The 22,918-nt window shown below is 74.6% G+C and carries 20 protein-coding genes and 2 pseudogenes; 9 read left to right on the top strand and 13 right to left on the bottom strand.

Annotated features, from left to right (window positions below; all coding sequences use genetic code 11):
• From HN013_RS28875 to HN013_RS28885, 3 genes and pseudogenes are all read right to left on the bottom strand, one after another.
• Nucleotides 1-1,245 (bottom strand): DUF6397 family protein (locus HN013_RS28875; RefSeq protein WP_171171429.1); only part of this gene is annotated, 1,245 nt, incomplete at its 3' end.
• A 191-nt stretch (nt 1,246-1,436) separates the two neighbouring features.
• Nucleotides 1,437-1,826 (bottom strand): annotated as a pseudogene (locus tag HN013_RS28880) (roadblock/LC7 domain-containing protein); the annotation flags it as partial.
• 127 nt (nt 1,827-1,953) lie between these two features.
• The gene (locus HN013_RS28885; protein WP_171171482.1) at nt 1,954-2,736 is read right to left on the bottom strand and encodes an alpha/beta fold hydrolase; all 783 of its coding nucleotides are present in this window, start codon (nt 2,734-2,736) and stop codon (nt 1,954-1,956) included.
• A gap of 207 nt (nt 2,737-2,943) precedes the next feature.
• On the opposite strand from HN013_RS28885, the gene HN013_RS28890 reads away from it, so the two are divergent.
• The 4 genes from HN013_RS28890 to HN013_RS28905 all read left to right on the top strand — a co-directional run bounded on the left by HN013_RS28890 (nt 2,944) and on the right by HN013_RS28905 (nt 6,618).
• Entirely contained in the window at nt 2,944-3,252 is a 309-nt protein-coding gene (locus HN013_RS28890; RefSeq protein ID WP_398980944.1) for a hypothetical protein, read from the top strand.
• A gap of 167 nt (nt 3,253-3,419) precedes the next feature.
• Nucleotides 3,420-4,316: an alkaline phosphatase family protein gene (locus tag HN013_RS28895; protein ID WP_171171435.1), complete on the top strand. Its 897-nt coding sequence runs from the start codon at nt 3,420-3,422 to the stop codon at nt 4,314-4,316.
• Nucleotides 4,317-4,318: 2 nt separating this feature from the next.
• A complete protein-coding gene (locus HN013_RS28900) occupies nt 4,319-5,599 on the top strand; it encodes an MFS transporter (RefSeq protein WP_171171437.1) in 1,281 nt (426 codons plus the stop codon).
• On the top strand, nt 5,596-6,618 hold the full coding sequence (locus tag HN013_RS28905) for a TolB-like translocation protein (RefSeq protein WP_171171439.1): 1,023 nt from the start codon (nt 5,596-5,598) through the stop codon (nt 6,616-6,618). The genes HN013_RS28900 and HN013_RS28905 overlap by 4 nt, the downstream gene beginning before the upstream one ends.
• A gap of 75 nt (nt 6,619-6,693) precedes the next feature.
• On the opposite strand, the gene HN013_RS28910 is transcribed toward HN013_RS28905, so the two are convergent.
• From HN013_RS28910 to HN013_RS28920, 3 genes are all read right to left on the bottom strand, one after another.
• Nucleotides 6,694-7,092, bottom strand: coding sequence for a DUF2267 domain-containing protein (locus tag HN013_RS28910; RefSeq protein ID WP_171171441.1), 399 nt, complete (start codon nt 7,090-7,092; stop codon nt 6,694-6,696).
• A 138-nt stretch (nt 7,093-7,230) separates the two neighbouring features.
• Entirely contained in the window at nt 7,231-7,620 is a 390-nt protein-coding gene (locus tag HN013_RS28915) for a DUF2267 domain-containing protein (RefSeq protein WP_171171484.1), read from the bottom strand.
• A gap of 91 nt (nt 7,621-7,711) precedes the next feature.
• Nucleotides 7,712-8,146: an Hsp20/alpha crystallin family protein gene (locus HN013_RS28920; RefSeq protein WP_171171443.1), complete on the bottom strand. Its 435-nt coding sequence runs from the start codon at nt 8,144-8,146 to the stop codon at nt 7,712-7,714.
• A 127-nt stretch (nt 8,147-8,273) separates the two neighbouring features.
• On the opposite strand from HN013_RS28920, the gene HN013_RS28925 reads away from it, so the two are divergent.
• Nucleotides 8,274-8,954 carry a type III effector protein gene (locus tag HN013_RS28925; protein WP_171171445.1) on the top strand — a complete coding sequence of 227 codons (681 nt, stop codon included), beginning with the start codon at nt 8,274-8,276 and terminating at the stop codon, nt 8,952-8,954.
• Between the two features lie 58 nt (nt 8,955-9,012).
• On the opposite strand, the gene HN013_RS28930 is transcribed toward HN013_RS28925, so the two are convergent.
• Entirely contained in the window at nt 9,013-9,195 is a 183-nt protein-coding gene (locus tag HN013_RS28930) for a hypothetical protein (protein ID WP_171171447.1), read from the bottom strand.
• A 233-nt stretch (nt 9,196-9,428) separates the two neighbouring features.
• Here HN013_RS28930 and HN013_RS28935 point away from each other — a divergent pair, with 233 nt between their 5' ends.
• Nucleotides 9,429-12,239: a DEAD/DEAH box helicase gene (locus HN013_RS28935; RefSeq protein ID WP_171171449.1), complete on the top strand. Its 2,811-nt coding sequence runs from the start codon at nt 9,429-9,431 to the stop codon at nt 12,237-12,239.
• A 29-nt stretch (nt 12,240-12,268) separates the two neighbouring features.
• Here HN013_RS28935 and HN013_RS28940 read toward each other — a convergent pair whose 3' ends face one another.
• Nucleotides 12,269-13,399, bottom strand: a complete 1,131-nt coding sequence (locus HN013_RS28940; RefSeq protein WP_171171451.1) for a class I SAM-dependent methyltransferase — start codon at nt 13,397-13,399, stop codon at nt 12,269-12,271.
• A 274-nt stretch (nt 13,400-13,673) separates the two neighbouring features.
• Nucleotides 13,674-14,180, bottom strand: a complete 507-nt coding sequence (locus tag HN013_RS28945) for a hypothetical protein (protein ID WP_249375542.1) — start codon at nt 14,178-14,180, stop codon at nt 13,674-13,676.
• A 154-nt stretch (nt 14,181-14,334) separates the two neighbouring features.
• Here HN013_RS28945 and HN013_RS28950 point away from each other — a divergent pair, with 154 nt between their 5' ends.
• The gene (locus HN013_RS28950) at nt 14,335-14,829 is read left to right on the top strand and encodes a hypothetical protein (RefSeq protein ID WP_171171454.1); all 495 of its coding nucleotides are present in this window, start codon (nt 14,335-14,337) and stop codon (nt 14,827-14,829) included.
• Here the strand turns inward: HN013_RS28950 and HN013_RS28955 are convergent.
• Entirely contained in the window at nt 14,777-15,658 is an 882-nt protein-coding gene (locus HN013_RS28955) for a phosphatidylinositol-specific phospholipase C/glycerophosphodiester phosphodiesterase family protein (protein WP_171171456.1), read from the bottom strand. The genes HN013_RS28950 and HN013_RS28955 overlap by 53 nt on opposite strands.
• Before the next feature lie 262 nt (nt 15,659-15,920).
• On the opposite strand from HN013_RS28955, the gene HN013_RS28960 reads away from it, so the two are divergent.
• Nucleotides 15,921-17,150 (top strand): phosphodiester glycosidase family protein, encoded by a 1,230-nt coding sequence (locus tag HN013_RS28960; protein ID WP_171171458.1) that lies wholly within the window; start codon nt 15,921-15,923, stop codon nt 17,148-17,150.
• A gap of 49 nt (nt 17,151-17,199) precedes the next feature.
• Here the strand turns inward: HN013_RS28960 and HN013_RS28965 are convergent, their stop codons facing one another.
• Complete coding sequence (locus HN013_RS28965) at nt 17,200-17,394, bottom strand: hypothetical protein (RefSeq protein ID WP_171171459.1); 195 nt, start codon at nt 17,392-17,394, stop codon at nt 17,200-17,202.
• A 211-nt stretch (nt 17,395-17,605) separates the two neighbouring features.
• Between HN013_RS28965 and lysX the strand changes: the two genes are divergently transcribed.
• Nucleotides 17,606-20,977 (top strand): bifunctional lysylphosphatidylglycerol synthetase/lysine--tRNA ligase LysX, encoded by a 3,372-nt coding sequence (gene lysX, locus HN013_RS28970; RefSeq protein ID WP_249375544.1) that lies wholly within the window; start codon nt 17,606-17,608, stop codon nt 20,975-20,977.
• Nucleotides 20,978-21,191: 214 nt separating this feature from the next.
• Here the strand turns inward: lysX and HN013_RS28975 are convergent.
• Together HN013_RS28975 and HN013_RS28980 are read right to left on the bottom strand one after the other, a co-directional pair.
• Nucleotides 21,192-22,349: pseudogene (locus HN013_RS28975) on the bottom strand (M48 family metallopeptidase); the annotation flags it as partial.
• 70 nt (nt 22,350-22,419) lie between these two features.
• Entirely contained in the window at nt 22,420-22,839 is a 420-nt protein-coding gene (locus HN013_RS28980) for a (2Fe-2S) ferredoxin domain-containing protein (RefSeq protein WP_171171461.1), read from the bottom strand.
• Nucleotides 22,840-22,918 lie beyond the last annotated feature (79 nt).

Raw genomic sequence — 22,918 nt, forward strand, 5'->3', positions numbered from 1 at the left:
GGAGTGGTCGCGCGGGGCGCGGACGCCGCTAGGCGTCCGCCGGAGCCCCGCCGCGGGGCCGGTCGTCGACGGCGTGCCACCGCCGGGCGCCCGGCGGTCGACCGTGCCGTCGGCCCCGCCCGCCGCCGAGTGCGGCCGCTCCGGTGGCATCGCCGTCCGCTCCCCGACGGCCTCGCTTCCCGGCCTGTTCCCCCGCGTCACGACCTGTGCGGCCTCCACTGAAGGGGCAGTCCTTCCCAGGGCACCGTTCCGGCCCGGCCAGGCAGCGGTACCGTCGTTACCCCGGGTGCCGCTTCCATCAGTGGCTTCCGGCTTCGGGACCGGCTCCGCTCCGGCGTCCGCCCTCCACGGATTTCCGTGTACGGCCACGGACGCTGCCGCCCGAAACCCTTCCCGATCACCGCCGGTTCCAGCGGCGTCCGGCGGCACCATGTGCCCGCCGGTCCCCACCCCGCCGACATCCTGCCGACCGGGCACCGCACCGCGCTCCCTCGCCTCGGCCACCGACGCGGCCAACCGCTCCTGGTACCGCGCGACTTCCTCGGGCCCGTCCGCGATCACCAGCCCTTCCACCACCGCGCGACCGGCGGGGGTCGACGGCCGAACCGTGGTCAGCGTCGGCCGGAGGGCGCTCACCCAGGCGCGTTCGCCCGGGTCGGGCACGGCGGGGATCAGGTGGGCGGGCGACAGGACGGCCGCCGTCGCGGCGGCGCGCTGCCAGGGGTCCTCGGCCCCGGCCACCAACTGCCCGACGCGCAGCCGGCGCCAGCGCACGCCCCGTTCGTCACCGCCCGCGTCCAGCGCCGCGCGGAGGTCGGCCGGGAGCCTGCCCGTCAGCAGGCCGGGCCGGCTGTCGGCGAACTCCGCGACCTCCGAGGCGAGGTACTGCCAGACGACCGCCCCGTACCGGTTGATCCAGAACCTCACCGGGACGAGGAGCCCGCACCGCGCGAGCCGGGTGAAGCGCGACGGGCCGACGCCGGCCAGTTCGGCACCGTCCGCCGTGCCGACCGTCCACAGCCGGGCCCGCAGGGCCTCCGGGAACCCCTCGGCGGACCGGTGCCTCTCGATCTCCTCCCCGGGAACGACCCGTCGTACGGCCCCCGGCCCCGAGGCGGCCGTCCGCACCTCTCCCAACTGCACGGCGAGCTCGAACTCGTTGGGCTTCAGGCCCAGTTCCCGAGCCGCCCGCCCGAGGGGAACGCCGTGCTCCGCCACGCTCCCCGTCCGGCACCGCACCGCCATGACATCCTCCTGCCACACGTCGATTACTCACAGTGACGACTGTAGAGGAGGGGTCTGACAATGCCCTCTGACCTTGTCTTCGGAGCCTTCCGTCACCCGGGCCGTACGCGGCGCTCCCCCGGATCCTGGTCCGGACGGCCGGGGTCCTGAACCGCCCCCGGTCCACCGGTCGCCGGATCGCCGCCACCGCCCCGCGCCGCCCGCGCCCCGTCGGCCGCCCGCGCGGCCACGCGTTCGGCGAGCACGGTCATCTCGTAGGCGATGTGCCCGATGTCCGCGGCCTCGCCCCCCAGCACGCAGAGGCAGCTCTCGTCTCCCGCGGCGGTCACGAAGAGCACACCGCCGTCGAACTCGATCATCGTCTGGCGGACCCGTCCGGCCCGGAACTGGCGGCCGGTCCCCCGGGCCAGGCTGTGCAGTCCCGAGGCGACGGCGGCCAGATGTTCGGCGTCCTCGCGCGCCAGCCCCTCACTGGCCCCGGTCACCAGACCGTCGTTGGACAGCACCAACGCGTGCCGTACACCCTCGGCGCGACGCGTCAGTTCGTCCAGTATCGCTTCGAAGCCCTCGCCGAGCCCCATACGCCGCCTCCCGCTCCGCGTTCCCGGCAGTGTCGTGCCAGCCTCGCTCACGCTTGAGCGGTCGGCAACCACGCCGCTCCGGGCGCATCACGTCGGACGGGTCACGGAGGAGCGGCCGGGACGCCGGTCAGCGGCCGCCCGCCGACGCCGCGAACTCCGGTCCGGCGACGGCCGCGACGAACGCGTCCGGGTTGTCGAACATCACCACGTGACCGGCCCCCGGCACGGTCTCGACCATCACGCCGGCCGCCACCAGCTCGTCCCTGCCGGGCAGTTCGCCGCTGAGCTCGCCCTGGAGGTAGGTGCGCGGAATGTCCAGGCCGAGCAGCATGGCCCGCATCGTCGGCCGGGTGCCGCGGACCAGGCAGGTGGCGCTGCGGTGCAGCGCCGCCGGGTCGGCCAGGCGCATCGTCGAGGCCCACTCCCCGCCCACCCGCTCCAGCGTCTCCTCGAACCCTCCGCCCCGCACAAAGGTTTCTTCGCTGTAGGCCGCGATGCCGCTGCTCCCCGCGGTCACCGGCGGATCGGGGTCGAGGTTGGCCTCGGTGAGGACGAGGCGGGAGACGAGGCCGGGCCACCGGTGGGCGAGCACGACGGCGACCGCTCCGCCCATGCTGTGCGCGACCAGTTCGGCCCCTTCCGCTCCCGCCGCGCGCAGGACGGCCGCCAGGGCGTCGGCGTGGTCCTCCAGGGTGTAGGCGAAGTCGGCGGGCCGGTCGCTGATCCCATGACCGGGCAGGTCGACGAAGAGGGAGCGCCGGCCCCGGAGCGCCGGGTGCGCGGCGATGTGGGCGTGGTAAACGGTCGACGCGGCACCGAGGCCGTGCACGTAGACCAGGGGCGTGCCCTCACCGCGCGCCTCCACCCATCGGATCCGCGCCCCTCCCGGGGTGAACTCCGCTGCCCTCATCATCTTTCCCGTTCCCCTCTCCCGCGATCAACACGTGGTGATCGCCAACAGAGGAGAGCATATATCGAAACGACCTATCTCGTATTCGATCTATCTCCACGACGGCGGAGGCGGACACCCGACCGTCCCCCTCCCCCGTCCACGGGTTCAACCGGCCGCGGACCGGGCACACTTGCACAACCGCAGGAAGAGCCGCTCACGGGGCAGGTGATCCGCGTGTTCGACAGGCTTCGCAGGCGCTCGGGACCGGCAGGGCAGGAAAAGGGACCGAGCGCCGCCCCGCCGCGCCGCCCGGAGAGGCAGCACAATCTCTTCGAGGCCGCGGCCGTGTACGTCGCCGCGTGCGCCGAGAACGACGCGGAACGGAGCGCGGAGGCCGCCCGCTGGGTCTCCCCGGAGGCGCTCAGCTTCGGGGTCAACGAGCTCGCCTGCCGCGCCGTCCTCGCCCTCGCGCGCGAACGCGGCACGTCACCGCAGAACGTGGCCCGGAGCCTGCTCGGCCTGCCCGCGGCCTGACGCGCGCCGGGGGGCCGTACGTCCATCCCCGCCTCGGCGAACGTTCCCCGGGGTGTCACCGGCAAGACGTGTACATGCCACCGTCCGCGTCCTACGCTGCCAGCGCACCCCGTACGCAGCGGAACTCCCGGCCCCCGGCCCCTCCCACCCCCATACCGGAGGACCCCGTGCCCCCCACCACGCCACGCCCCCAGCGCCCCCGCAGACGTCATCTCGGAGCCCTGGCCGCCGCCTTCGGCCTCGTCGCGGGCTCCCTCGGCCTCTGGGCCGCCAACTCCTCCGCCTCACCCACGCGCGCGGCGGTCCCCACGCCGGACCACGTCGTGGTCGTGGTCTTCGAGAACCACGCGTACAACCAGGTCATCGGTTCCTCCTCCGCTCCCTACCTCAACTCCCTGGTGGCCGGCGGCGCGAACCTCACCGCCTCCTACGCCGAGACGCACCCCAGCCAGCCCAACTACTACGCGCTCTTCTCCGGGGACACCCAGGGCGTCACCGACGACAGCTGCGTGGACGTCGGTTTCAGCGACGCGCCCAACCTGGCCACCGAACTGACCGCCAAGGGCAGGACCTGGGCCAGCTACAACGAGTCCCTGCCGGCCGAGGGCTCCACCATCTGCAAGAGCGGCAAGTACCGGCAGAAGCACAACCCGTGGTTCGGCTTCGGCAACGTGCCCACCAGCACCGCGCACACCTTCGACGCCTTCCCGACGGACTACACCAAGCTGCCGACGGTGTCCTTCGTGGTGCCCAACATGTGCAGCGACATGCACGACTGCTCGGTGTCGACCGGTGACTCCTGGCTCAAGAAGAACCTCAAGGGCTACGCGGACTGGGCGAAGACCCACAACAGCCTGCTGCTGGTCACCTTCGACGAGGACAACCGGCTGAGCGGCAACCGGATCCCGACCGTCCTCTACGGCCAGCCGGTCAAGGCCGGTTCCACCTCCGGGACCACGTACAACCACTACGACGTGCTGCGCACGATCGAGGACATGTACGGGACCGCGCACGCCGGCAACGCCGCGCGCGGCAAGGACATCACCGGCATCTGGAACAGCTGACCGTGTACCTCGCGGACAGCCGCACGACCCCGGGGACCACCGCGCCCGCCGGCCGGACCGCCCGGTCCGGCCGGCGGCGGGCCGCCGTTCCCGGCACGGTGCTGGTCCTGGGGACCGTCAGCCTGGTCACCGACATCTCCTCGGAAATGGTCACCGCTGTCCTGCCCCTGTACCTCGTGGCCGGGCTGGGGCTCTCCCCGCTCGGGTTCGGGCTCTTGGACGGCGTCTACAACGGTGTCAGCGCGCTGGTACGGCTCGTGGGCGGCGGGCTCGCCGACCGCGGCACCGGGCCCAAGGCCGTGGCCGCCGTCGGCTACGGCCTGTCGGCGCTCTGCAAACCCCTGTTGCTCGCCGTCCACAGCGTGCCGCTGATCGGCGCGGTCCTCGCCGCCGACCGCACGGGCAAGGGCCTGCGCACCGCGCCGCGCGACGCGATGATCTCGCTGGCCTGCGAACCGGCCGGGCGGGGGCGGGCGTTCGGGGCGCACCGGGCGATGGACACGGCGGGCGCACTGCTCGGTCCTGTCGTGGCGTTCCTCATCCTCGGGGTCGCGGCCGGCGGATACGACGCGGTGTTCACGGTGAGCGGCTGCGTCGCGGCCCTCGGGGTGCTCGTCCTGCTGCTGTTCGTCCCCGGACGCTCCCGCGCGCCGGGGCGTACGGAACCGCGGGCGCCGCGCACTCCGGTACGCGCGCTGCTGCACCGGCCCGCGGTCCGCCGACTGGCCGTCTGCGCGGCCCTGCTCGGTCTGACCACGGTCAGCGACTCCTTCCTCTACCTCACGCTGCAACGCCGCCTGGACCTGTCCGAATCCTGGTTCCCACTGCTGCCGTTGGGCACGTCCGCCGGCTTCCTGCTGCTGGCCGTGCCGGTGGGGATACTCGCCGACCGGTTCGGCCGCCGGCTCTTCTTCCTCTGCGGCCATCTCGCCCTGCTGGGGGCGTACGGAGTGCTCGTCGTGCCTCTCGGCGGCTCCCCCGCGCTCGCCTGCGTGGTGCTCGCCCTGCACGGGGCGTTCTACGCGGCCACGGACGGCGTCCTCGCCGCGGCGACGGCCGACGCGGTGCCCGAGGCCGTGCGCGGCAGTGGGCTGGCCGTGGTGCAGACCGGTCAGGCGGCGGCCCGGTTCGTCTGCTCGATCGCGTTCGGCGCGGCCTGGACGGCCTGGGGCGACCGTACGGCGCTGGCCGTGGCGGCCGCGGGACTGGCGGTCTCCGCGCTGGTCAGCGCGGTGCTGCTGCGGCCCGCCGGGCGGGACACCGAGCCGGGGGCGGTCCGGTGAAGCGCGCGCACCGCGTCCTCGTCCTGCTCGCCGCCGTGCTCGTCCTGGGCGGCGTCGCCCTCGGCGCGACCCTGCGCGCCGCGGACCGCGCGGCGGAGAAGGACCGCGCCCAGGCCGGCGGTCCCGAGGTGCGCTCCGGCGACGTCGTGCTCGGGGCCCCGGGCCGTACCGTCTTCCGGAACATGGCCTGGGGTCCGCACCGGGACGAACTCGCCTCGGTGGCCGACGCCGACCCGTCCGGGCCCCGCACCGCCTCGGGCGTGCGCTGCCTGCGGTTCCACTCCGCCGACGGCACCGGGGTCTGTCTCCAGGCGGTGCGCGGCGCGCTCCGCGACACCTACCGCGCCATCGTCCTCGACGCGCGCCTGCGGGAACGCCACCGGTACGGCCTGGCGGGCATCCCCAGCCGCGCCCGGGTGGCGCCCGGTGGGCGGGTCGTCGCCTGGACGGTCTTCGTCAGCGGCGACTCGTACGCCGGCAGCGCCTTCTCCACCCGCACCTCCATCCTCGACACCCGCACCGGGCACCTGGACCACACCCTGGAGTCGTACCGCTTCTTCCTGGACGGGCGGGAACACCGGGCGGCGGACCTCAACGTCTGGGGCGTCACCTTCGCCGACGACGACCACTTCTATGCCACGGTCGCCACCGGCGGCCGCACCTATCTCGCCCGCGGCGACCGTTCCGGGAAGACCCTGCGTTCCCTGCACACCAACGTGGAGTGCCCCTCGCTCTCGCCCGACGGCACCCGCGTCGCCTACAAGAAGCGCGTCGAGGGCGCGTCGTCGGACGCGCCCTGGCGGCTGTACGTACTCGACCTGCGCACGTTGCGGGAGACCGCGACGGCGGAACACCGGAACGTGGACGATCAGGCCGTCTGGCGGGACGGACACACCCTGGTGTACTCGCTGCCCGGCGACTACGGCTCGGACCTCTGGACGGTCCCGGCCGACGGATCCGGACGGCCGCGGACGCTGATGGCGGCGGCGTTGGCACCCGCGTTCCCGGGCTCGCGGTGACCGCCGGGGTCCGGCGCTCGGGGGTCTGTACGGCCCCCGAGCGCCGTGAGCGCCGGCCATGACGCACGGCGCCCCTCAGGCCGCGGGCACCAGTTCGGCGCGGCCGAAGAGCAGGGCATATCCGCGGGGAAGTCCGGCGAGGATCCGGCCGGTGAGCTCCTCGCCGGCCGTCTCGGCGAGCACGCCGAGGACGGTGCCGACGCCCCAACGGGCGGTCGGCAGGGGGACGGACCCCAGGCCCGCGGCGACGGCCTCGACGAACTCGGGTGCGGTCAGGGGCTGGGTGAGCGGGATACGGCTCGCCAGGATCTCGCCCGCCCCGGTGGGCAGGAGACGCACGAGTTCGCAGCGTTCCTCACCGATGACGTGGCCGCCGAGGACGGTCAGGACGGCACGCAGGACGTCTTCCGCTTCCGCGTCGGTGGTGTACCGGCCCGAGGTGCGTATCCGCCGCACGAGTTCGTGCCAGGTCATGTCGGTCTGGGTCCTTCCTGTAAATGGTCCGCGCTCTGTCGACGAGCCCCCGGAGACGGGCCGGGGGCGGACCGGAGCGGTCGGGGGATACGGACGGAGGGATGCGGATGAGGGGATGCGGAGGAGGGAGAAGACGGCTCACGCGGCCTCCGGGTGTCCGAAGAGCAGGTCGTAGCCCGGCGGGAGTTGCAGCAGGATGCGCCGCGTGAGGTCCGCGCCGACGGCGTCGGCCGCCACGCTGAGCACGGCGCCGGTGTCCCACAGGGCCGTCTTCTCGGTGGCCCCTTCTATCCAGGCCGCTGCCGCCCGGACGAACCGTTCGGGGCTCAGCGGCTCGGCGGCCGGCAGCGGGTTGAGGAGGATCAGGGCGTAGGTCTCGGGCAGCCGGGCGGCCAGCCGGCTCCGTTCCTCGCCCACGAGGTGTGCGCCCAGCAGCGCGAGGACGACCCGGGCCGCCCGGTCCGCCTCCTGCCGCGACGCGTACTCGCCCCGTTCCCGGACCGCCTCCAGGAACGCGTCCGTCGTCATGTGCGCCACCGCCGCCTCCTCCCGGGCCGGCCTCGCCGCGGCGGAGGGCGGTTCGACGGACCCGCCCTCCGCACGCGGTGCTCAACCGCGCTCAACCGCCGATCTGCCGGGGCGTCCCTCCGGCGGAGATGGCGATCTTCCTGGGCTTGGCACGCTCGGCGATCGGGATGCGCAGGGTCAGGACACCCGCGTCGTAGTCGGCCTTGATGTGCTCGGTGTCGAGCGTGTCGGCCAGCATCAGCTGGCGGGAGAAGACGCCCAGCGGGCGCTCGGACAGCTCCATCTGCACGCCGTCCTTCTTGACGGCGGGCCTGCGCTCGGCCTTGACGGTCAGCATGTTCCGCTCGACGTCGATGTCGATCGCGTCCGGCGAGACGCCGGGGAGGTCCAGGGCGATCACGTACTCGTCGCCCTCCCGGTAGGCGTCCATCGGCATCGGGGAAGGCCGCGACCAGGTGCCGGACGTACCCAGGAGCTGCTGGGTGAGCCGGTCGAGCTCGCGGAACGGGTCGGTGCGCATCAACATCGCGAAACACCTCCAGTCGGTTCGGGCAAATCTGCCAATGCGCTTCACCTGCTTCCTGTTGTAGCATGTCATCGAAACGACGACAAGCACGATGTCATCGAAAGGGTGACAGCCGAGGGAGGCCCCCGTGCCCGAACCGACCGACCCGCCGAACGCGCCCGCGAGCCCCGCCCCCGCCTCGCTCCTCGCCGCCGCCTCGGCCCTCAGCGCCATCGACCGGGAGGTGCGCACCGCTGGAGCCGCGGGCTCCGAAGGGCGTCCGGACACCGGTGCGACCAACCTGGAACAGGCCCTGGCCACGCTCCTTCTGCTGCGCGAGGTGCGCCATCAGCTCGCCGAATGGGAGCCCGGTCTCATCGAGGCGGCCCGGGAGGCCGGCGCCAGCTGGGCCGAGCTCGCCCGGCCGCTGGGCGTCACCAGCCGGCAGGCCGCCGAGCGCCGCTACCTGCGGCTCCGTCCGGACGGCGCCGGCACCACCGGCGAGCAGCGCGTCAAGGCCACCCGCGACCGGCGCGCGGCCGAGCGCACCGTCACCGCCTGGGCCCGCGACAACGCGGCGGACCTCCGCCAACTCGCCGGCCAGATCACGGCCCTCACCGGCCTCCCCGCCGAGGCCAGGGCCCCCATCGTCGGCCTGACCCGGGCGCTGGCCCGGGACGACGCCGCCCACCTCGTCGGCGCCCTGGCCGACACCCACCCTCACCTGCGCCGTGACCATCCCGAGCTCGCCGCCCGCGTGGACGCGCTCACCCGCCACACCGACCGGCTGCGCCAGGACAGTCACGTACGGCGCGGGAACACCGGGTGACACCCTCGGACCGGACCACAGGTCCGGGAAGCGGCGAGGGGCCCGGCCCCGCCGGGGTCTAGCGCCCCAGCTCCTTCCGCGACACCCGGCGCAGCCGCTTGCGCTGTGCGGGGTCGAGCAGGAGGTACGCGCCGACGGGCACGCCCACCATCACCAGTACCGCCAGCCAGAAGGGCAGCACCAGCAGGAGGAGTGCTCCCACCGCCACACCGCCGACGGCGACCTTCGCCCTGCCGCTCATGTCCGTTCCTCCTCGTGCTCGCCGGCCGATCCGCCCGCACAACGCCCGGCGATCGCACCCGGTTCCTGTCGTCCAGTGTGCATCCGAACGCGTGCCGCGGCTCAGAGCGGGAGGGGGCTCTGTTCCGGAGTTCCGGACGGCCGCCCAGTTCCGGACGGCCGCCCTGTACCCTCGGCGGCTCCGAAGCCGCCGCGGTCAATCCGCTGATCGAATCCGAGGAACGCACCGCCCCCGTGACGCCGCTCCCTGCCCTGTCCCCCACCGAGGTCGCCCGGCTCGCCCGCTGCTCCGCCGTGTTCCTCCCCTCCGGCCCCGGCCGCGTCGCCTTCTGGCAGCCGGACGGCGCGGCCCCGGAGGTGCGGGGGCCCGTGGAGGAGGTCACGGTCGTCGTCCCGGAGGGCCCGGACAGCCCGGCCGGGGCCACTGCGGCCGTACGGGCGGTGGTCCTGCCCGTGCGCGACGCCCTGCCCGTCCTCACCCGCGCCCGTGCGGGAGGGGCCGGCGGGGCCATCGCCTTCTGGGGCACGGCGGCCGTTCTCGCCCTGCAACTGGCAGCGCGCGGCCGGACCGCCGCCGGTGGCCAGGAGGACCTACGACGGGTGCGGGACCTGGCCGACGCCATGCCGCCCGCCGCCCACGCCGTGCCCCTGGGCGGCGAGGCCCCGCGGCCGGAGCGGCTGCTCCGCTCCTTCCTCGACGCCGTCGCCGACGGACTGCCCCGCTCCCGCTCGGCCGTCGCGGCCCCCGAGCCGCGACGGGCGCTGCCGAGGACCGGTCACGAGGCGGGCGTCCGGCTCTCGCTGCGCATCGAGGTCCGGGGACTGACGGCGACCGGCGCCCGCGACTCCGGCCCCCGCTTCCGGGCCGTCCTCCAGCTGCACGGCCTCGCCGACCCCGCGCTCGTCGCCGACGCCGCCGACGTGTGGTCCGGGGCCTCCCCCGCCGCGTCCGCACTCGGCCCGGGCGCCCGGGCGAGCGCCCTGCTCGCCCTCCGCCGCGCCGCCCGCGCCTGGCCCGCCCTGTCCCCGCTGCTGTCGGCCACCGTGCCCGACGCCCTCGACCTCGCCGACGAGGAGGTCGTCGAGCTGCTGGGCGCCGCCACCACGGCCCTCGACCATGCCGGGGTCGAGGTGCACTGGCCCCGGGAACTGGCCCGGACGCTCACCGCGCACGCCGTCGTCGGCCCGCCGGAGGACGACGGTCCGTACCCGGACCGGGGCACGGGCATGCCGTCCGTGCTGTCCGCGGACGCGCTGCTGGAGTTCGGCTGGCGCCACTCCCTGGGCGGCCAGGAGCTGAGCCGCGCCGAGCTCGACCGGCTCGCCGAGGCGAACCGCCCGGTGGTGCGCCTCCGGGACCGGTGGGTGCTCGTCGACCCCGCCGCCGTCCGCCGCGCCCGGGACCGGCGGGGCCGCGAGGTCACCCCCGTCGAGGCCCTGGGCATCGCCCTCACCGGCCGGGCCGGCGCCGGGGGCGGTACGAGGCCGACGGAGACGGTGGAGGTCCGGCCGACCGGCTGGCTCGCCGCCCTCCGCGACCGCGTCGCCGACCCCGCGACCGTCCGGGAACCCGTGCCCCGGCCCGCCGGGCTGGCCGGCACCCTGCGCGACCACCAGCTGCACGGCCTCGGCTGGCTGGACCGGATGACCTCGCTCGGCCTCGGCTGCTGCCTCGCCGACGACATGGGGCTCGGCAAGACCATCACCCTCATCGCCCTCCACCTGCACCGCCGCACCCGCCCCGGGGCGGCGGGCCCGACGCTCGTCGTCTGCCCCGCCTCCCTCATGGGCCACTGGCAGCGGGAGATCGAACGTTTCGCCCCCGGCGTCCCCGTCCGGCGCTTCCACGGCACGTCCCGGTCCCTGGAGGCGTTGGCGGACGACGAGTTCGTCCTCACCACGTACGGCACGATGCGGCGGGCCTCCGGTGGCACTGAGCAACTGGCGGGCACGGAATGGGGCTTGGTCGTCGCCGACGAGGCCCAGCACGTGAAGAACCCGCACTCCGCCACGGCCCGCCGGCTGCGCGCCATCGGGGCGAAGGCCCGCGTCGCGCTCACCGGCACCCCCGTGGAGAACAACCTCTCCGACCTGTGGGCGATCCTCGACTGGACGACCCCCGGCCTCCTCGGCCCCCTGAACACCTTCCGCCGGCGCCACGCCCACGCCGTCGAGTCCGGCACCGACCCGGACGCGGCCCGGCGCCTCGCCGCGCTCGTCCGCCCGTTCCTGCTGCGCCGCCGCAAGTCCGACCCCGGTGTCGCGCCCGAACTGTCGCCGAAGACGGAGTCGGACCGCGTCGCCGCGCTCACCCCCGAACAGGCCGGCCTGTACGAGGCGGTGGTACGCGAACTGCTCGCCGAGGTCACGGAGGCCGACGGCCCCCAGCGGCGCGGACTGATCGTCAAGCTGCTGACGAGCCTGAAGCAGATCTGCAACCACCCCGCGCAGTACCTGAAGGAGGACGGCGTACGGGGCCCGGCACCCCGCATCGCGGGCCGCTCCGGCAAGGTCGCGCTGCTGGACGAACTCCTCGACACCGCCCTCTCCGACGGCGCGAGCGTGCTCGTCTTCACCCAGTACGTCCGGATGGCCCGCCTCCTGGAACGGCACCTCGCCGACCGCGGCGTCGCCGCCCAACTGCTGCACGGCGGCACTCCCGTGACGCGCCGGGAAGAGCTCGTCCGGCGCTTCCAGAACGGCCAAGTCCCCGTCTTCCTCCTCTCCTTGAAGGCCGCGGGCACCGGCCTGAACCTCACCCGCGCCGAACACGTCGTCCACTTCGACCGCTGGTGGAACCCCGCCGTCGAGGCCCAGGCCACCGACCGCGCCCACCGCATCGGCCAGACCCGGCCCGTCCAGGTGCACCGGCTGGTCACCCAGGGCACCGTCGAGGACCGGATCGCCGAGCTGCTGACGCGCAAACAGGCCCTGGCGGACGCCGTACTGACGGCCGGCGACGGCGGGATCGCACCGCTGACCGAACTGAGCGACGCCGAACTGGCGGAGCTCGTGGCCCTGGGGGGACCGGGGCCGCGCCGATGACGTCACGGTCCCGGCGTGGGCGGCCCCCTTCACCACTCCGCCGCCAGTCGCCACAGCGAGGTGACCTCCGCGGCGCGCGCCACGTGCAGGGGATCGGTGGTGTCTCTCGTCCGGGGATGGCGCGGCCGGGTGTCCGTTCTGTCGACCACGCGCAGGCCCGCCGCCGCGATGGTGTCCAGCAGTTCGGTCCGGCTCCGGAGGCCGAGGTGTTCGGCCAGGTCGGAGAGGACGAGCCAGCCCTCGCCGCCCGGTTCGAGGTGGTCGGCGAGTCCGTGGAGGACGTCGTGGAGCATGGTGCTGTCCGGGTCGTAGACGCCTTGTTCGACGGTGGACGTGGGACGGGCGGGCAGCCAGGGCGGGTTGCACACGACGAGGCCGGCGCGGCCTTCGGGGAAGAGCCGGGGGCCTGTCACCTCGACGTGCCCGGCGAGGCCCAGGCGGCGCATGTTGTCCCGTGCGCAGGCGAGGGCGCGTGGGCTGATGTCGGTGGCCACGACGCGGCCGCAGCCGCGGCGGGCCAGGAGCGCGGCGAGCACCCCGGTGCCCGTTCCCAGGTCGAAGGCGGTGCGGCGGCCGGCGGCCGGGAGCGGGGCCCGGGCGACCAGGTCCACGTATTCGCCCCTGACCGGCGAGAACACCCCGTAGTGGGGGTGGATCCTGGCCCCGAGCGCGGGTATGTCGACCCCCTTGAGGCGCCACTGGTGCGCGCCGATGACGCCCAGCAGTTCACGGAGCGGGACCACCGTCGCCCCGCGCGGGGCGCCGTACGCCTCGGTGCACGCGCGCCGGACGTCGGGGGCCCTGCGCAGGGCCAGGCCGTGGTCGTCCTCCAGGGACACGAGCAGCATGCCCAGGGTCCGGGCGCGGTGGGCGCGGGCCCGGCGGTGCCGCTCGAAGGTCTCGGCGGGGTCGCCGCCGGGGCGGAACGGTACGCGGTCGACGCGGCGGCCCATCGCCGCGAGCAGTTGGCGCGCCTGGGGGAAGTCGCCCTGCCACAGCAGTGCGGTGCCCTCACGGGCGAGCCGGTGGGCGGTGGTGGCGTTCATACGGTCGTCCGCGGGGACGACCCGCCGCGGGGGCGGCGCTCCGTTCTCGGAGTGCCAGCGAGCGGACCGGTCGACGCCGGCCAGGGTCCAGTGCAGCGTCCGGAGGTCGGACATGGGTGCTCCTCGTGATCGCGACGTGCGGGGCGAAGAGCACGTCGACGAGGAGCGGGCGGGCAAGGCGAACAGCCCGTGCGGCGGGCACGGGTGGGGAAACGACCGGGGCCGGTTCGGCTGTCTCTTCCGCTAGTTCTTCCGCGTCGGCGTGCGGGAGGAGACGTCACCGAGGACCATGCCGAGCGTCATGATCGCCCTTTCTGGAGATCCGGGGAGCAAAGGCCCCAGGCTTTCAAGTACGCGCTCCGGTCCGCAAATCCTTTTCGCGCGGGCCTCACCTGCTGCTCCCCACCGCCGACACCCCGCCGGGCAGGCCGGGCGGCAGGGCCGTCGGGAGCCGGGTGGGGAGGCCGGGCGGCAGACGCGTCGGGAAGCCGCTGGGCAGTTCGGACGGGAAGCCGGAGGGGAGCCGGGACGGAAGGCGGGTCGGGAAGCGCGACGGCAGCTCGGTCGGGAAGCCGCTGGGCAGGGTTCTCGACGGCCCGCCCGGCCGGGCGGAAGGGCTCGCGGACACACGGGCCGTGGCCGTGCCGTCCGGCGCCGGATCGTCGCCGCCGCCCCCGTCGCCCTTCGTGAGCAGGGCGGCGCCGAGGCCGAGCCCGCCCACCACCAGCACTCCGGCCACGGCGACGATCATCCACCGCCGGCGCCGGCCGTCCCCTCCGTCCCCCGGGTCCGGTCCGGGCGGGGGCGCCGGCGGCCAGGCCGGCGGTGGGGGGCCGAAGGCGCCGGGTGGCGGCCCGGGCGGGCGGTCGCGGGGCGGCTGCGGTGGAGTGGCCATGGGGACAGCGTCCTCCGGCCCGTCGCGCCGATACCCTGCGGCGACAGGACCGTCACACGGTCCGCCCGGGAGCATGACATTCCATCAGGAAGCCTCCGATGAACGTCCGCGTGGCGCTCCTCCGGAATGATCCACCGACCGTACGATTTTCCGGATGACTGTCGATACGCACCAGAATGTCACGGCGGCGAAGGCGCGGGCCGCCCGCCTCCTGCTGGCCTTCCGGCACGGCAATCAGCGGGCCTTCGACGACGGCCTGCCCTGCGACATGGCGGCCGACGAGGCGCGCGTCCTGGTCGCGGCCCTCGTCTGGATCGCCAACGAGGCGGTCCGCAAGGTGTACCGGCCCGGCGTCGCCGACCGGGTGCTGCGGCACCTCGTCACCCGGTCGCCGGACGAGCCGGGCTGGGTCCGGACGGACGAGGAGGCGGCGCCCGATGTCGCGTTGCTGCTGGAATCGGTGTGGCGGGAGGACACGGACGCGGTCCGCGAACTGGTCCGCACCACGCCCGACACCACCTTCCTGCTCGGCAAGCTCCTCCAGGCCGTGGCGCTGCTGCTGCCCCGGATCCCCGAGGCGGACCTGCGCGCGGTGCTCAGCGAGCTGCGCGGAGGAACGCCTCCAGACCCGCCAGATCGTCCGTGTTGAGATGGTCGACGCCGGCCGCGAGCAGTTCCCGCCACACCGCGTCCCTGGCCGGGCCCGGCACATCCGGCGTCGCCCAGAAGCGCACCCGCCGGTGCTCGGCGTGCGCGCGGTCGGCGATCCGCCGGAGCGCCGCCCGTTCCCGTGCCGGCATCGGCCCGATGCCCTGCCAGGTGAAGTTCTGGCCCCAGTTGTCGCTGACGAGCGGCAGGAACGAGGCGGGCGCGGCGGTGCCGAGGTCGGTCAGCCGTCCGTCGTAGAAGGCGTACCGCACCCGTTCGGCCTCCATGGCGGGCCGTGCGCCGCGGTCCCCGGAGACCACGGCCGTGACCGCGCCGCGCCGGACCCCGCCGTCCGCGCAGGTGCTGAGGATCCCGCGGTAGCGGCGCAGTTCCCGCGACAGGGCGCGGTACGTGGCGTCGCCCGGGGACTTGATGTCGATGAGCAGCTGGAGGGTGCGGTCGTACCCCCGGTACACCCGGCCGCCGTTCTCCCGGACGCGGCGGAGCAGCGGGTCCAGGTACAGCGCGGCGAGGGTGCGGCGGGGGTCGAGCCCGGTGCTGTCGTGCGCGACGAGGAGCCGGTCGCCGACGAGCCAGATGTCGGCCTCGACACTGGCGAAGCCGTGGGAGAGCGCGTCGGTGAGCGGGCGCGGGTGTTCGTAGTCGTTGTGCGCGTGCGCCCGGCGCAGGGGCGGCGGGACGCGTCTGCCATGTCCGGCGGCGGCGAGGGCGGGCGGGGCGACCGAACCCGCGAGGGCGGCCCCCAGGGTGATGACGACGGCGCGGCGGGTGCGGCGCGGCGGTCCGGTGCGCTCGGTCCGAGGGTTCACGGTCTCTCCAGGGGAGCGGGCGTTCGATGGACGCGCATGCGGGCCGTGCGCGCGATACGCACACGCTGCGCGTGCTACTGCCAGTGAGTATCGGGGCCCGAAGGGCTGTTCGGCAGGGGCGTGCCGAGAGTTGACGGGTTGGACGCCGGTGCTTTCACTGCCGTTCTTTTGGGGCAGGGATTTCGGGGCAGGGACAAGGCCCCTGTGCTGTGGTGCTGTTGACGGGTCCTCTGGGGTGACGGTGAGTAGACGCGGATGCCGCGTGCGCGCGGTGCTGACGGTGCTGGTGGCATGGGTCTCCCTGGTCGGCCCAGGCGTCGCCCGGGCCGCCCCGGCGGGTGGACCGGAGGTCCGGGACGACGCGGCGCTGCGGCTGGGCACCCGGGCGGCCGTCGCCCCCGGGGTCGGCTACCGGGAGTTCTCGCTGAAGGGGAGTCACGGCCCCGCGCACGGCCATCTGCTCACCGTCGACCTGCGGGAGAGACGGGTGTCGGTGGACCTGTTGTACCCGGGGGTGGTGGGAGCCAGGGAGCGCGTGTCGCGACTGGCGGACGGGCGGGGCGCGGTGGGCGGGGTGAACGGGGACTTCTTCAACATCGCGGAGGCGCAGCATCCGGGCGTGGAGGCGACGGGCGCCCCCGTCGGGCCCGCCGTGGCGGGCGGGCAGGCGCTGAAGTCGGCGGTGCCGGACGGCCAGCGCTTCGGCCCCGCGATGCCGCGCGGGGTCACCACCGAGGACGTCATCGCGGTGGGCACCGACCGGGTGGCCCGGCTGGACCGGCTGCGCTTCGAGGGAGTGGTCACGGCCGGGGACGACGAGCTGGAGCTGAGCGGGTTCAACCAGTACGCGCTGCCGGTCGGCGGCGTCGGCGCGTACACCTCGGCCTGGGGGCCGGCGTCCCGGCTGCGCGCGACGTGCGGTACGGACACCGACCGCGCCGCCCCGTGCAGCCGGACCACCCGTGAGGTGACCGTGCGCGGCGGCAAGGTGACGGCGGTGGCGCGCAAGCCCGGCAAGGGGACGATCCCCCGGGGTTCGGTGGTGCTGCTGGGCCGGGACGGCGGGGCGCGGGACCTGGGCCGGCTGGAGGTCGGCGACGAGGTGGAGGTGTCGAAGCGGCTGCGTCCGCGGGAGGGCGGGGCGCCGCGGTTCGCGCTGGGCGGCTTCCCGATCCTGCGCGACGGCCGCGCGCTCGGCGGCCTGGACGCCGCGACGGCGGCCGTGCGCACCGCGGCGGGCGTGGCCGACCGCGGACGGCGTCTGTATCTGCTGGCCCTGGACGGGCGGGCGGCGTACCGCGGCGGGCTGACCCTGGCCGAACTGGCCGCCGCCATGCGGAAACTCGGGGCCGTCGACGCGTTCAACCTGGACGGCGGCGGGTCGAGCACCCTGGTCACCCGGGTTCCCGGCGGGCACGCGACGGTGCGGAACCACCCTTCGGGCGGTGCGGAGCGGGCGGTGCCCAACGGGATCGGGGTGTTCGTCCGCTAGAAGAGCTTCGAGGCCCCCGACGGACCGTGCGGTCCGTCGGGGGCCTCACTCAGGGCCGGACGCTGGCGACCAGGTCGGTCGTCGCGGTGATGCCGTGGGAGATCATCGGGGCGATGCTGGTGCTCGCGAGCATGAAGCCCAGCAGGATGCACACCAGGGCGTGGGACGTCCGGAGTCCTCCGTTGCGGAGGAACACCACGGCCAGGATCATGAGCAGCAGAATCACGGAGATGGAAACGGCCATGGCGAACCTCCTGGGCGGAGCAGCGGTCATCCGCAAGTCTCGCGTATCTCGCCATGTCCTCCCGCATGCCACATGTCCTCCTTTCAGGTGACAACTTCGCAGATCGGGCGAGCGCGGCCCCGCTCCGGCCCACGACCCGGGTGACGGCACGCGCCTACGTTCTAGGAATGTTCGACAGGCGTGCTGCCCCGGGCCTGCCTAAGGTGACGGAATGAGCCGCACAGTCCGGGAGCGCGGGCGCGCCGCGGTGGAGAAGGAGACGGCACGGGAGACCGGCGTCCGGGGCGCGGAGGAGGGCGAGCCGGCCTCCGCCCGGAGCCGGGTGCTGCGCAGGGTCCCGAACGGCTTCGCGCTCTTCTTCGGTCTGCTCGGCGTGTTCTGCGCGCTCACCTCGCTGATCTCCCCCTTGCGGCGCGCGGCGTACCCGCTGACGGACGCCCTGGACACCCTCACCGTGCCCACCGCGCCGAACCTGGCGTACGCGGTCTTCCTGCTGCTGCTCGCCACCGCCACGGCCGCCCGCAAGCGGGTCGCGCTCTGGTTCGTCCTCGCCTATCTGACGCTGCTGGTGCTGGCGGACGCGCTGTTGCTCGCCGTGGGCTACTGGGACACCGTCCCCTCGCTCGTCCTGTCGCTGGCCGCGATGGCCCTGCTGGTCCTGGCCCGGCACGAGTTCTACGCGCAGGTGCGGCGCGGTGCGTTCGTCCGCGCCCTGCTGGTGCTGGTGGCGGGCCTGGCGGCGGGCACCCTGGTGGGCTGGGGGCTGGTGGAGCTGTTCCCCGGCACGCTGGAGCACGGCGCCGCCAACCGGCTGCTGTTCGTGGCCAACAAGGTGTGCGGCGGGCTGGTCAGCGGCCGGCACTTCACCGGGCACCCGCCGCACGGGGTGTACTTCCTGCTCGGCCTGTTCGGCGCGCTGGCGCTGCTCAACGCCACCATGACGCTGTTCCGCTCGCAGCGTCTGGAGGCCGCCCTGCACGACGACGAGGAGCCTCGCATCCGCGCCCTGCTCAGCCGCTACGGCGGGCAGGACTCGCTCGGCTACTTCGCGACGCGCCGGGACAAGGCCGTGGTCTTCTCCCCCAGCGGCAAGGCCGCCGTGACCTACCGGGTGGAGGCGGGCGTCTGCCTGGCCTCCGGCGATCCGCTGGGCGACCCCGAGGCGTGGACGCCTGCGGTCGACGCCTGGCTGGAGCTGGCGGGACGGTACGGGTGGCAGCCCGCGGTGATGGGCGCCAGCGAGGCGGGCGCCCGCGCGTACGCCCGGTCGGGGCTGGGCGCGCTCCAGCTCGGTGACGAGGCGATCCTCCAGGTGGCCTCGTTCGACCTGGACGGCCGGGAGATGCGGGTGACCCGGCAGGCGGTCAACCGGGTCGAGCGCACCGGCGCGTCCGTCCGCGTCCGGCGGCACGCCACGCTCACCGACGAGGAGATGGGCGAGGTCATCCGGCGCGCGGACGCCTGGCGGGACACCGAGACCGAGCGGGGCTTCTCGATGGCCCTGGGGCGGCTGGGCGACCCGGCCGACGGGGACTGCCTGCTGGTCGAGGCGTTCGACAGCGAGGGGAAGATGATCGCCCTGCTGTCCTTCGTGCCCTGGGGGCGGGACGGGGTCTCCCTGGACGTGATGCGCCGCGACCGGGCCGCGCCCAACGGTGTCATGGAGTTCATGGTCTCGCGGTTGTGCACGCAGGCCGGCCGCTTCGGGATCAAGCGCGTCTCCCTCAACTTCGCGGTGTTCCGCGCGGCGTTCGAGGAGGGCGCGCGCATCGGCGCGGGACCGGTGCTGCGGCTGTGGCGCAGGCTGCTGCTGTTCTTCTCCAAGTGGTGGCAGCTGGAAGCGCTGTACCGCTCGAACGTCAAGTACAACCCCGAGTGGCACCCCCGCTTCCTGTGCTACGCCGACGCGGGCGCCCTCGCCCGGATCGGCCTGGCCTCCGGCATCGCGGAGGGCTTCGTCTCGGTGCCCAGCCTGGGGCAGCTGTGGGGCAGGGGCCGCGCGCGGGGCGTCGTCAGCCCGGCGTCGACGGCCGGACTGCCGCCGCTGTCCGAACTCGGCCTCGGTACCGAGGCCGGGGGCGCGGTGCTACAGGACGAGCTGGAGCGGCTGCCCGAGCAGGTGCGGATCCGCCGCCGTAAGCTGGACCGGCTCCGCCGCGAGGGCATCGACCCGTACCCCCCGGACGCGCACCGCACCCATACGCTCGCCGCGATCCGCGCCGCGCACGCCGGGCTCGCGCCCGGCTCCCGCACCGGGGAGCGGGCCGCCGTCGCCGGCCGGTTGCTGCTGATCCGCAACCACGGCGGGATCGCGTTCGCGGTGCTGCGCGACTGGTCCGGCGACCTCCAGCTCACCGTCGCCCGCGACGGTTCGGGTCCGGAGCTGCTGCGCCGCTTCACCCGGCTCGACCTCGGGGACCATATCGAGGCCGAGGGCGAGATCGGCACGACCGACCGCGGTGAGCTCACGCTCTTCGTCACCCGGGCCCGGCTGATCGCCAAGTGTCTTCGCCCGCTGCCCGACAAACGGCACGGCCTCAGCGACCCGGAGGCCCGGGTCCGGATGCGCTACGTGGACCTCGCCGTCTCGCCGGAGGCCCGGCGGACGGTGCGGGCGCGCAGCGCGGCCGTCCAGGCACTGCGCCGGGGACTGCTGGAGCGGGGCTACCTGGAGGTCGAGACGCCCATGCTCCAGCAGGTGCACGGCGGGGCGAACGCCCGCCCGTTCACCACCCACATCAACGCCTACGACCTGGACCTGTACCTGCGCATCGCCCCCGAGCTCTACCTCAAGCGGCTCTGCGTGGGCGGCCTGGAGAAGGTCTTCGAACTGGGCCGCACGTTCCGCAACGAGGGCGTCTCCTACAAGCACAACCCCGAGTTCACCATGCTGGAGGCCTACCAGGCGTTCGCCGACTACGACGTGATGCTGGACCTGACCCGCGAGCTGATCCAGGAGGCGGCCGTCGCCGCGCACGGCGAGGCCGTGGCGGTGCGGACGGAGGAGTCCGGGAAGGCGGTCGCGTACGACATCTCCGGCAGCTGGCCGGTGCGGACCGTGCACGGGGCGATCTCGGAGGCGCTGGGCGAGGAGGTCGGCCCGGACACCGGTGAGGCGGAGCTGCGGCGGCACTGCGACGCGGCGGGGGTGCCGCACCGGCCGGAGCACGGGCGCGGGGACATCGTCCTGGAGCTGTACGAGCGGCTGGTCGAGGAGCGGACCACGCTGCCCGTCTTCTACAAGGACTTCCCCACCGACGTCTCCCCGCTCACCCGCCCCCACCGCGTCGACCCGCGGCTCGCCGAACGCTGGGACCTGGTGGCGTTCGGCACCGAACTGGGCACCGCCTACTCCGAGTTGACCGACCCCGTCGAGCAGCGCAGCCGGCTGACCGCCCAGTCGCTGCGGGCGGCGGGCGGCGATCCCGAGGCGATGGAGCTGGACGAGGACTTCCTGCGCGCGCTGGAGTACGCGATGCCGCCGACGGGTGGGCTGGGGATCGGGGTGGACCGGCTGGTGATGTTCCTGACGGGGCTGTCGATCCGGGAGACGCTGCCGTTCCCGCTGGTGCGGCATCAGTAGGCGGGAACCTCCCTGACTGGTCGCCCACGCCGTGGCGGACGAGCTCCCGCGCCAACGCGCCGCGCGCGTCGGCGAGTTCGGCGGCGATCCGCCGCTCCCTTCCGTCGTCCGTCGGCACGGCCGGCGGCATGGGCTCACCGTGCAGCAGGCAGGCGCGCCTCAGGTGGGTCGGAGGGTGGGTCGAGTCGACGGCGTGCCCCCGCAGGGACCCGGCCCGGCGCCGGCGCTCGTACTCGTGCTCGGGGATGGTCTCCAGGTGCTCGGCCAGGCGCGCCCACAGCCGGTCCGCCCGTTCGGCCTCGCCGCGCCCGGCGTCACGCCGGCCCGTCCGGGCGGTGCCGGCCTCGCGGCGCAGCGTGTTGACCACGGAGTCCGCGACCAGGAGCCGGTCCATGAAGCCCACGGCGGCCTCTGTCGAACCGGCCCTGGCCGCCGCGGCGTCGGCCAGGTACTCCGCGCGCTGGGCTGCCCGCAGCGTCAGGTGGTCGAACAGCGTCAGCAGGCCCTGAACCAGCAGCCGGGGCACGAGGCCGAGGAGATTCGCGGCCATCTCGGCGAGGGACGGCCGGGCGACCGGGGCGAGCATGTAGTGCCAGGTGGCCAGTGACAGGTAGGCGCTTGCCACCACACGCCCGTGGCGGGTGTCCCCGTGGGCGTAGTGGCCGAGTTCGTGGCCCAGGACGGCGATCCGCTGTTGCGGTGTGAGGGTCTCCCACAGCGGCAGGCCCAGCGTCAGCAGGCGACGGCCGCGCACTCCGTACATTGTCACGCTCGCGTTGACGTCGGTGACGATCGCGATCGCGTCCACGCCCCGGGTACCGACCACGGCGGCGATGTCGTCGACGAGCGCGTACAGCTCGGGAGCGTCCGCGCGCCGCAGGACAGGAACGTTCGCGGGCAGCCGGGGGAACCGGGGTCTCAGCACCCAGGCCAGAAACAGGAGCACCGGTGCCAGCACCATTCCGGCGCCGCCCCAGCCGGCCAGGAGGAGCCAGATCCCCGCCGCGGCGAGCACGGCGGTCACTCCGTGGACGGCGAGCGCGATCACTTGGGCGAGGACCGTGGAGGCGTCGCGCCGCGGCCGCAGCGGACGGCCGGACGTCACCTCGGCGAGCAGCCGTTCACCGTGCCGGCGGGCCAGGGCCCGCTGCGTCCGCTCCCGTCGTCCCGGCTTCTCCTCGGGCCTGGCCGGGTCCACGTTCCAGTCGCAGGCGGCGCACCAGGCGGTGAACCGGTCGTCGGTCCGTATCCCGGCCCCGCACCGAGGGCATGTCCCGGTCGTCCGTTCTGTGGTGTCGGGCACCGGTGTGTTCTCCCCACCCCTACGGCTCCGCCCCCGGAAGCCGTCCTCGTATCGGCCGGGCAAGGTCATCACACGGGTGCGCTCCCGTAAAGCCCTTTCTGCGGGAAGCGGGTGCCGGGCGGGTGCCGGGCGGCCGCCGCTAGTCCGGCACGCCTCCGCGCACCCGCCGGGAGGGGGTGAAGACGTAGAGGTCGAGGACGCCGGGCGGATCGGCGAGGCCGGGGCCGCCCGCCGCGGTCCAGGCGGCGACGTCCGCGGGGACGTCGGGGTCGTTGCACAGGCCCAGCCAGACCGGGCGGCCACCGGCCTCGCGGCCGGCCCGGGACGGCTGGACGACGATGACGTTGGCCTGTTCGCAGACGTCCAGGCAGTCGGTGACGCGCACGGTGGCCGTGCCGTCGAGGGCGCGGCGCAGCTCGCGGAGCTGGGCGGCGTGGTCGACGCCGGGGGTCTTGGGGGTGCCGCAGCAGCAGCCGCGGCAGACGGTGACGGTGCAGCGGCCCGCCGCGGGCGCGGCGGTGTCGGCGCGGCGGGGGCGTCTTCCGGCGGGGGCGGTCATCGGGGTCCTTGGTGGTGGGAGTGGGGTCGATACGGGTCCGGGGCGTCCGGCGGGGTCCGCCGCACGGTTCGGCGGGGGG

The organism is Streptomyces sp. I05A-00742 (assembly GCF_013055795.1).
Lineage (GTDB): Bacteria > Actinomycetota > Actinomycetes > Streptomycetales > Streptomycetaceae > Streptomyces.

What these genes read in the sequence shown, in the direction of transcription:
- HN013_RS28915 (WP_171171484.1), bottom strand. Translation starts at nt 7,620, where the DNA reads ATGACGACGGACGCGTTCCTGGAGGCGGTCCGGGAACGGGGCGAGTAC.
- HN013_RS28980 (WP_171171461.1), bottom strand. Translation starts at nt 22,839, where the DNA reads ATGACCGCCCCCGCCGGAAGACGCCCCCGCCGCGCCGACACCGCCGCG.
- HN013_RS28945 (WP_249375542.1), bottom strand. Translation starts at nt 14,180, where the DNA reads ATGGCCACTCCACCGCAGCCGCCCCGCGACCGCCCGCCCGGGCCGCCA.
- lysX (WP_249375544.1), top strand. Translation starts at nt 17,606, where the DNA reads ATGAGCCGCACAGTCCGGGAGCGCGGGCGCGCCGCGGTGGAGAAGGAG.
- HN013_RS28930 (WP_171171447.1), bottom strand. Translation starts at nt 9,195, where the DNA reads ATGAGCGGCAGGGCGAAGGTCGCCGTCGGCGGTGTGGCGGTGGGAGCA.
- HN013_RS28910 (WP_171171441.1), bottom strand. Translation starts at nt 7,092, where the DNA reads ATGACCTGGCACGAACTCGTGCGGCGGATACGCACCTCGGGCCGGTAC.
- HN013_RS28920 (WP_171171443.1), bottom strand. Translation starts at nt 8,146, where the DNA reads ATGTTGATGCGCACCGACCCGTTCCGCGAGCTCGACCGGCTCACCCAG.
- HN013_RS28940 (WP_171171451.1), bottom strand. Translation starts at nt 13,399, where the DNA reads ATGTCCGACCTCCGGACGCTGCACTGGACCCTGGCCGGCGTCGACCGG.
- HN013_RS28885 (WP_171171482.1), bottom strand. Translation starts at nt 2,736, where the DNA reads ATGAGGGCAGCGGAGTTCACCCCGGGAGGGGCGCGGATCCGATGGGTG.
- HN013_RS28950 (WP_171171454.1), top strand. Translation starts at nt 14,335, where the DNA reads ATGACTGTCGATACGCACCAGAATGTCACGGCGGCGAAGGCGCGGGCC.
- HN013_RS28965 (WP_171171459.1), bottom strand. Translation starts at nt 17,394, where the DNA reads ATGGCCGTTTCCATCTCCGTGATTCTGCTGCTCATGATCCTGGCCGTG.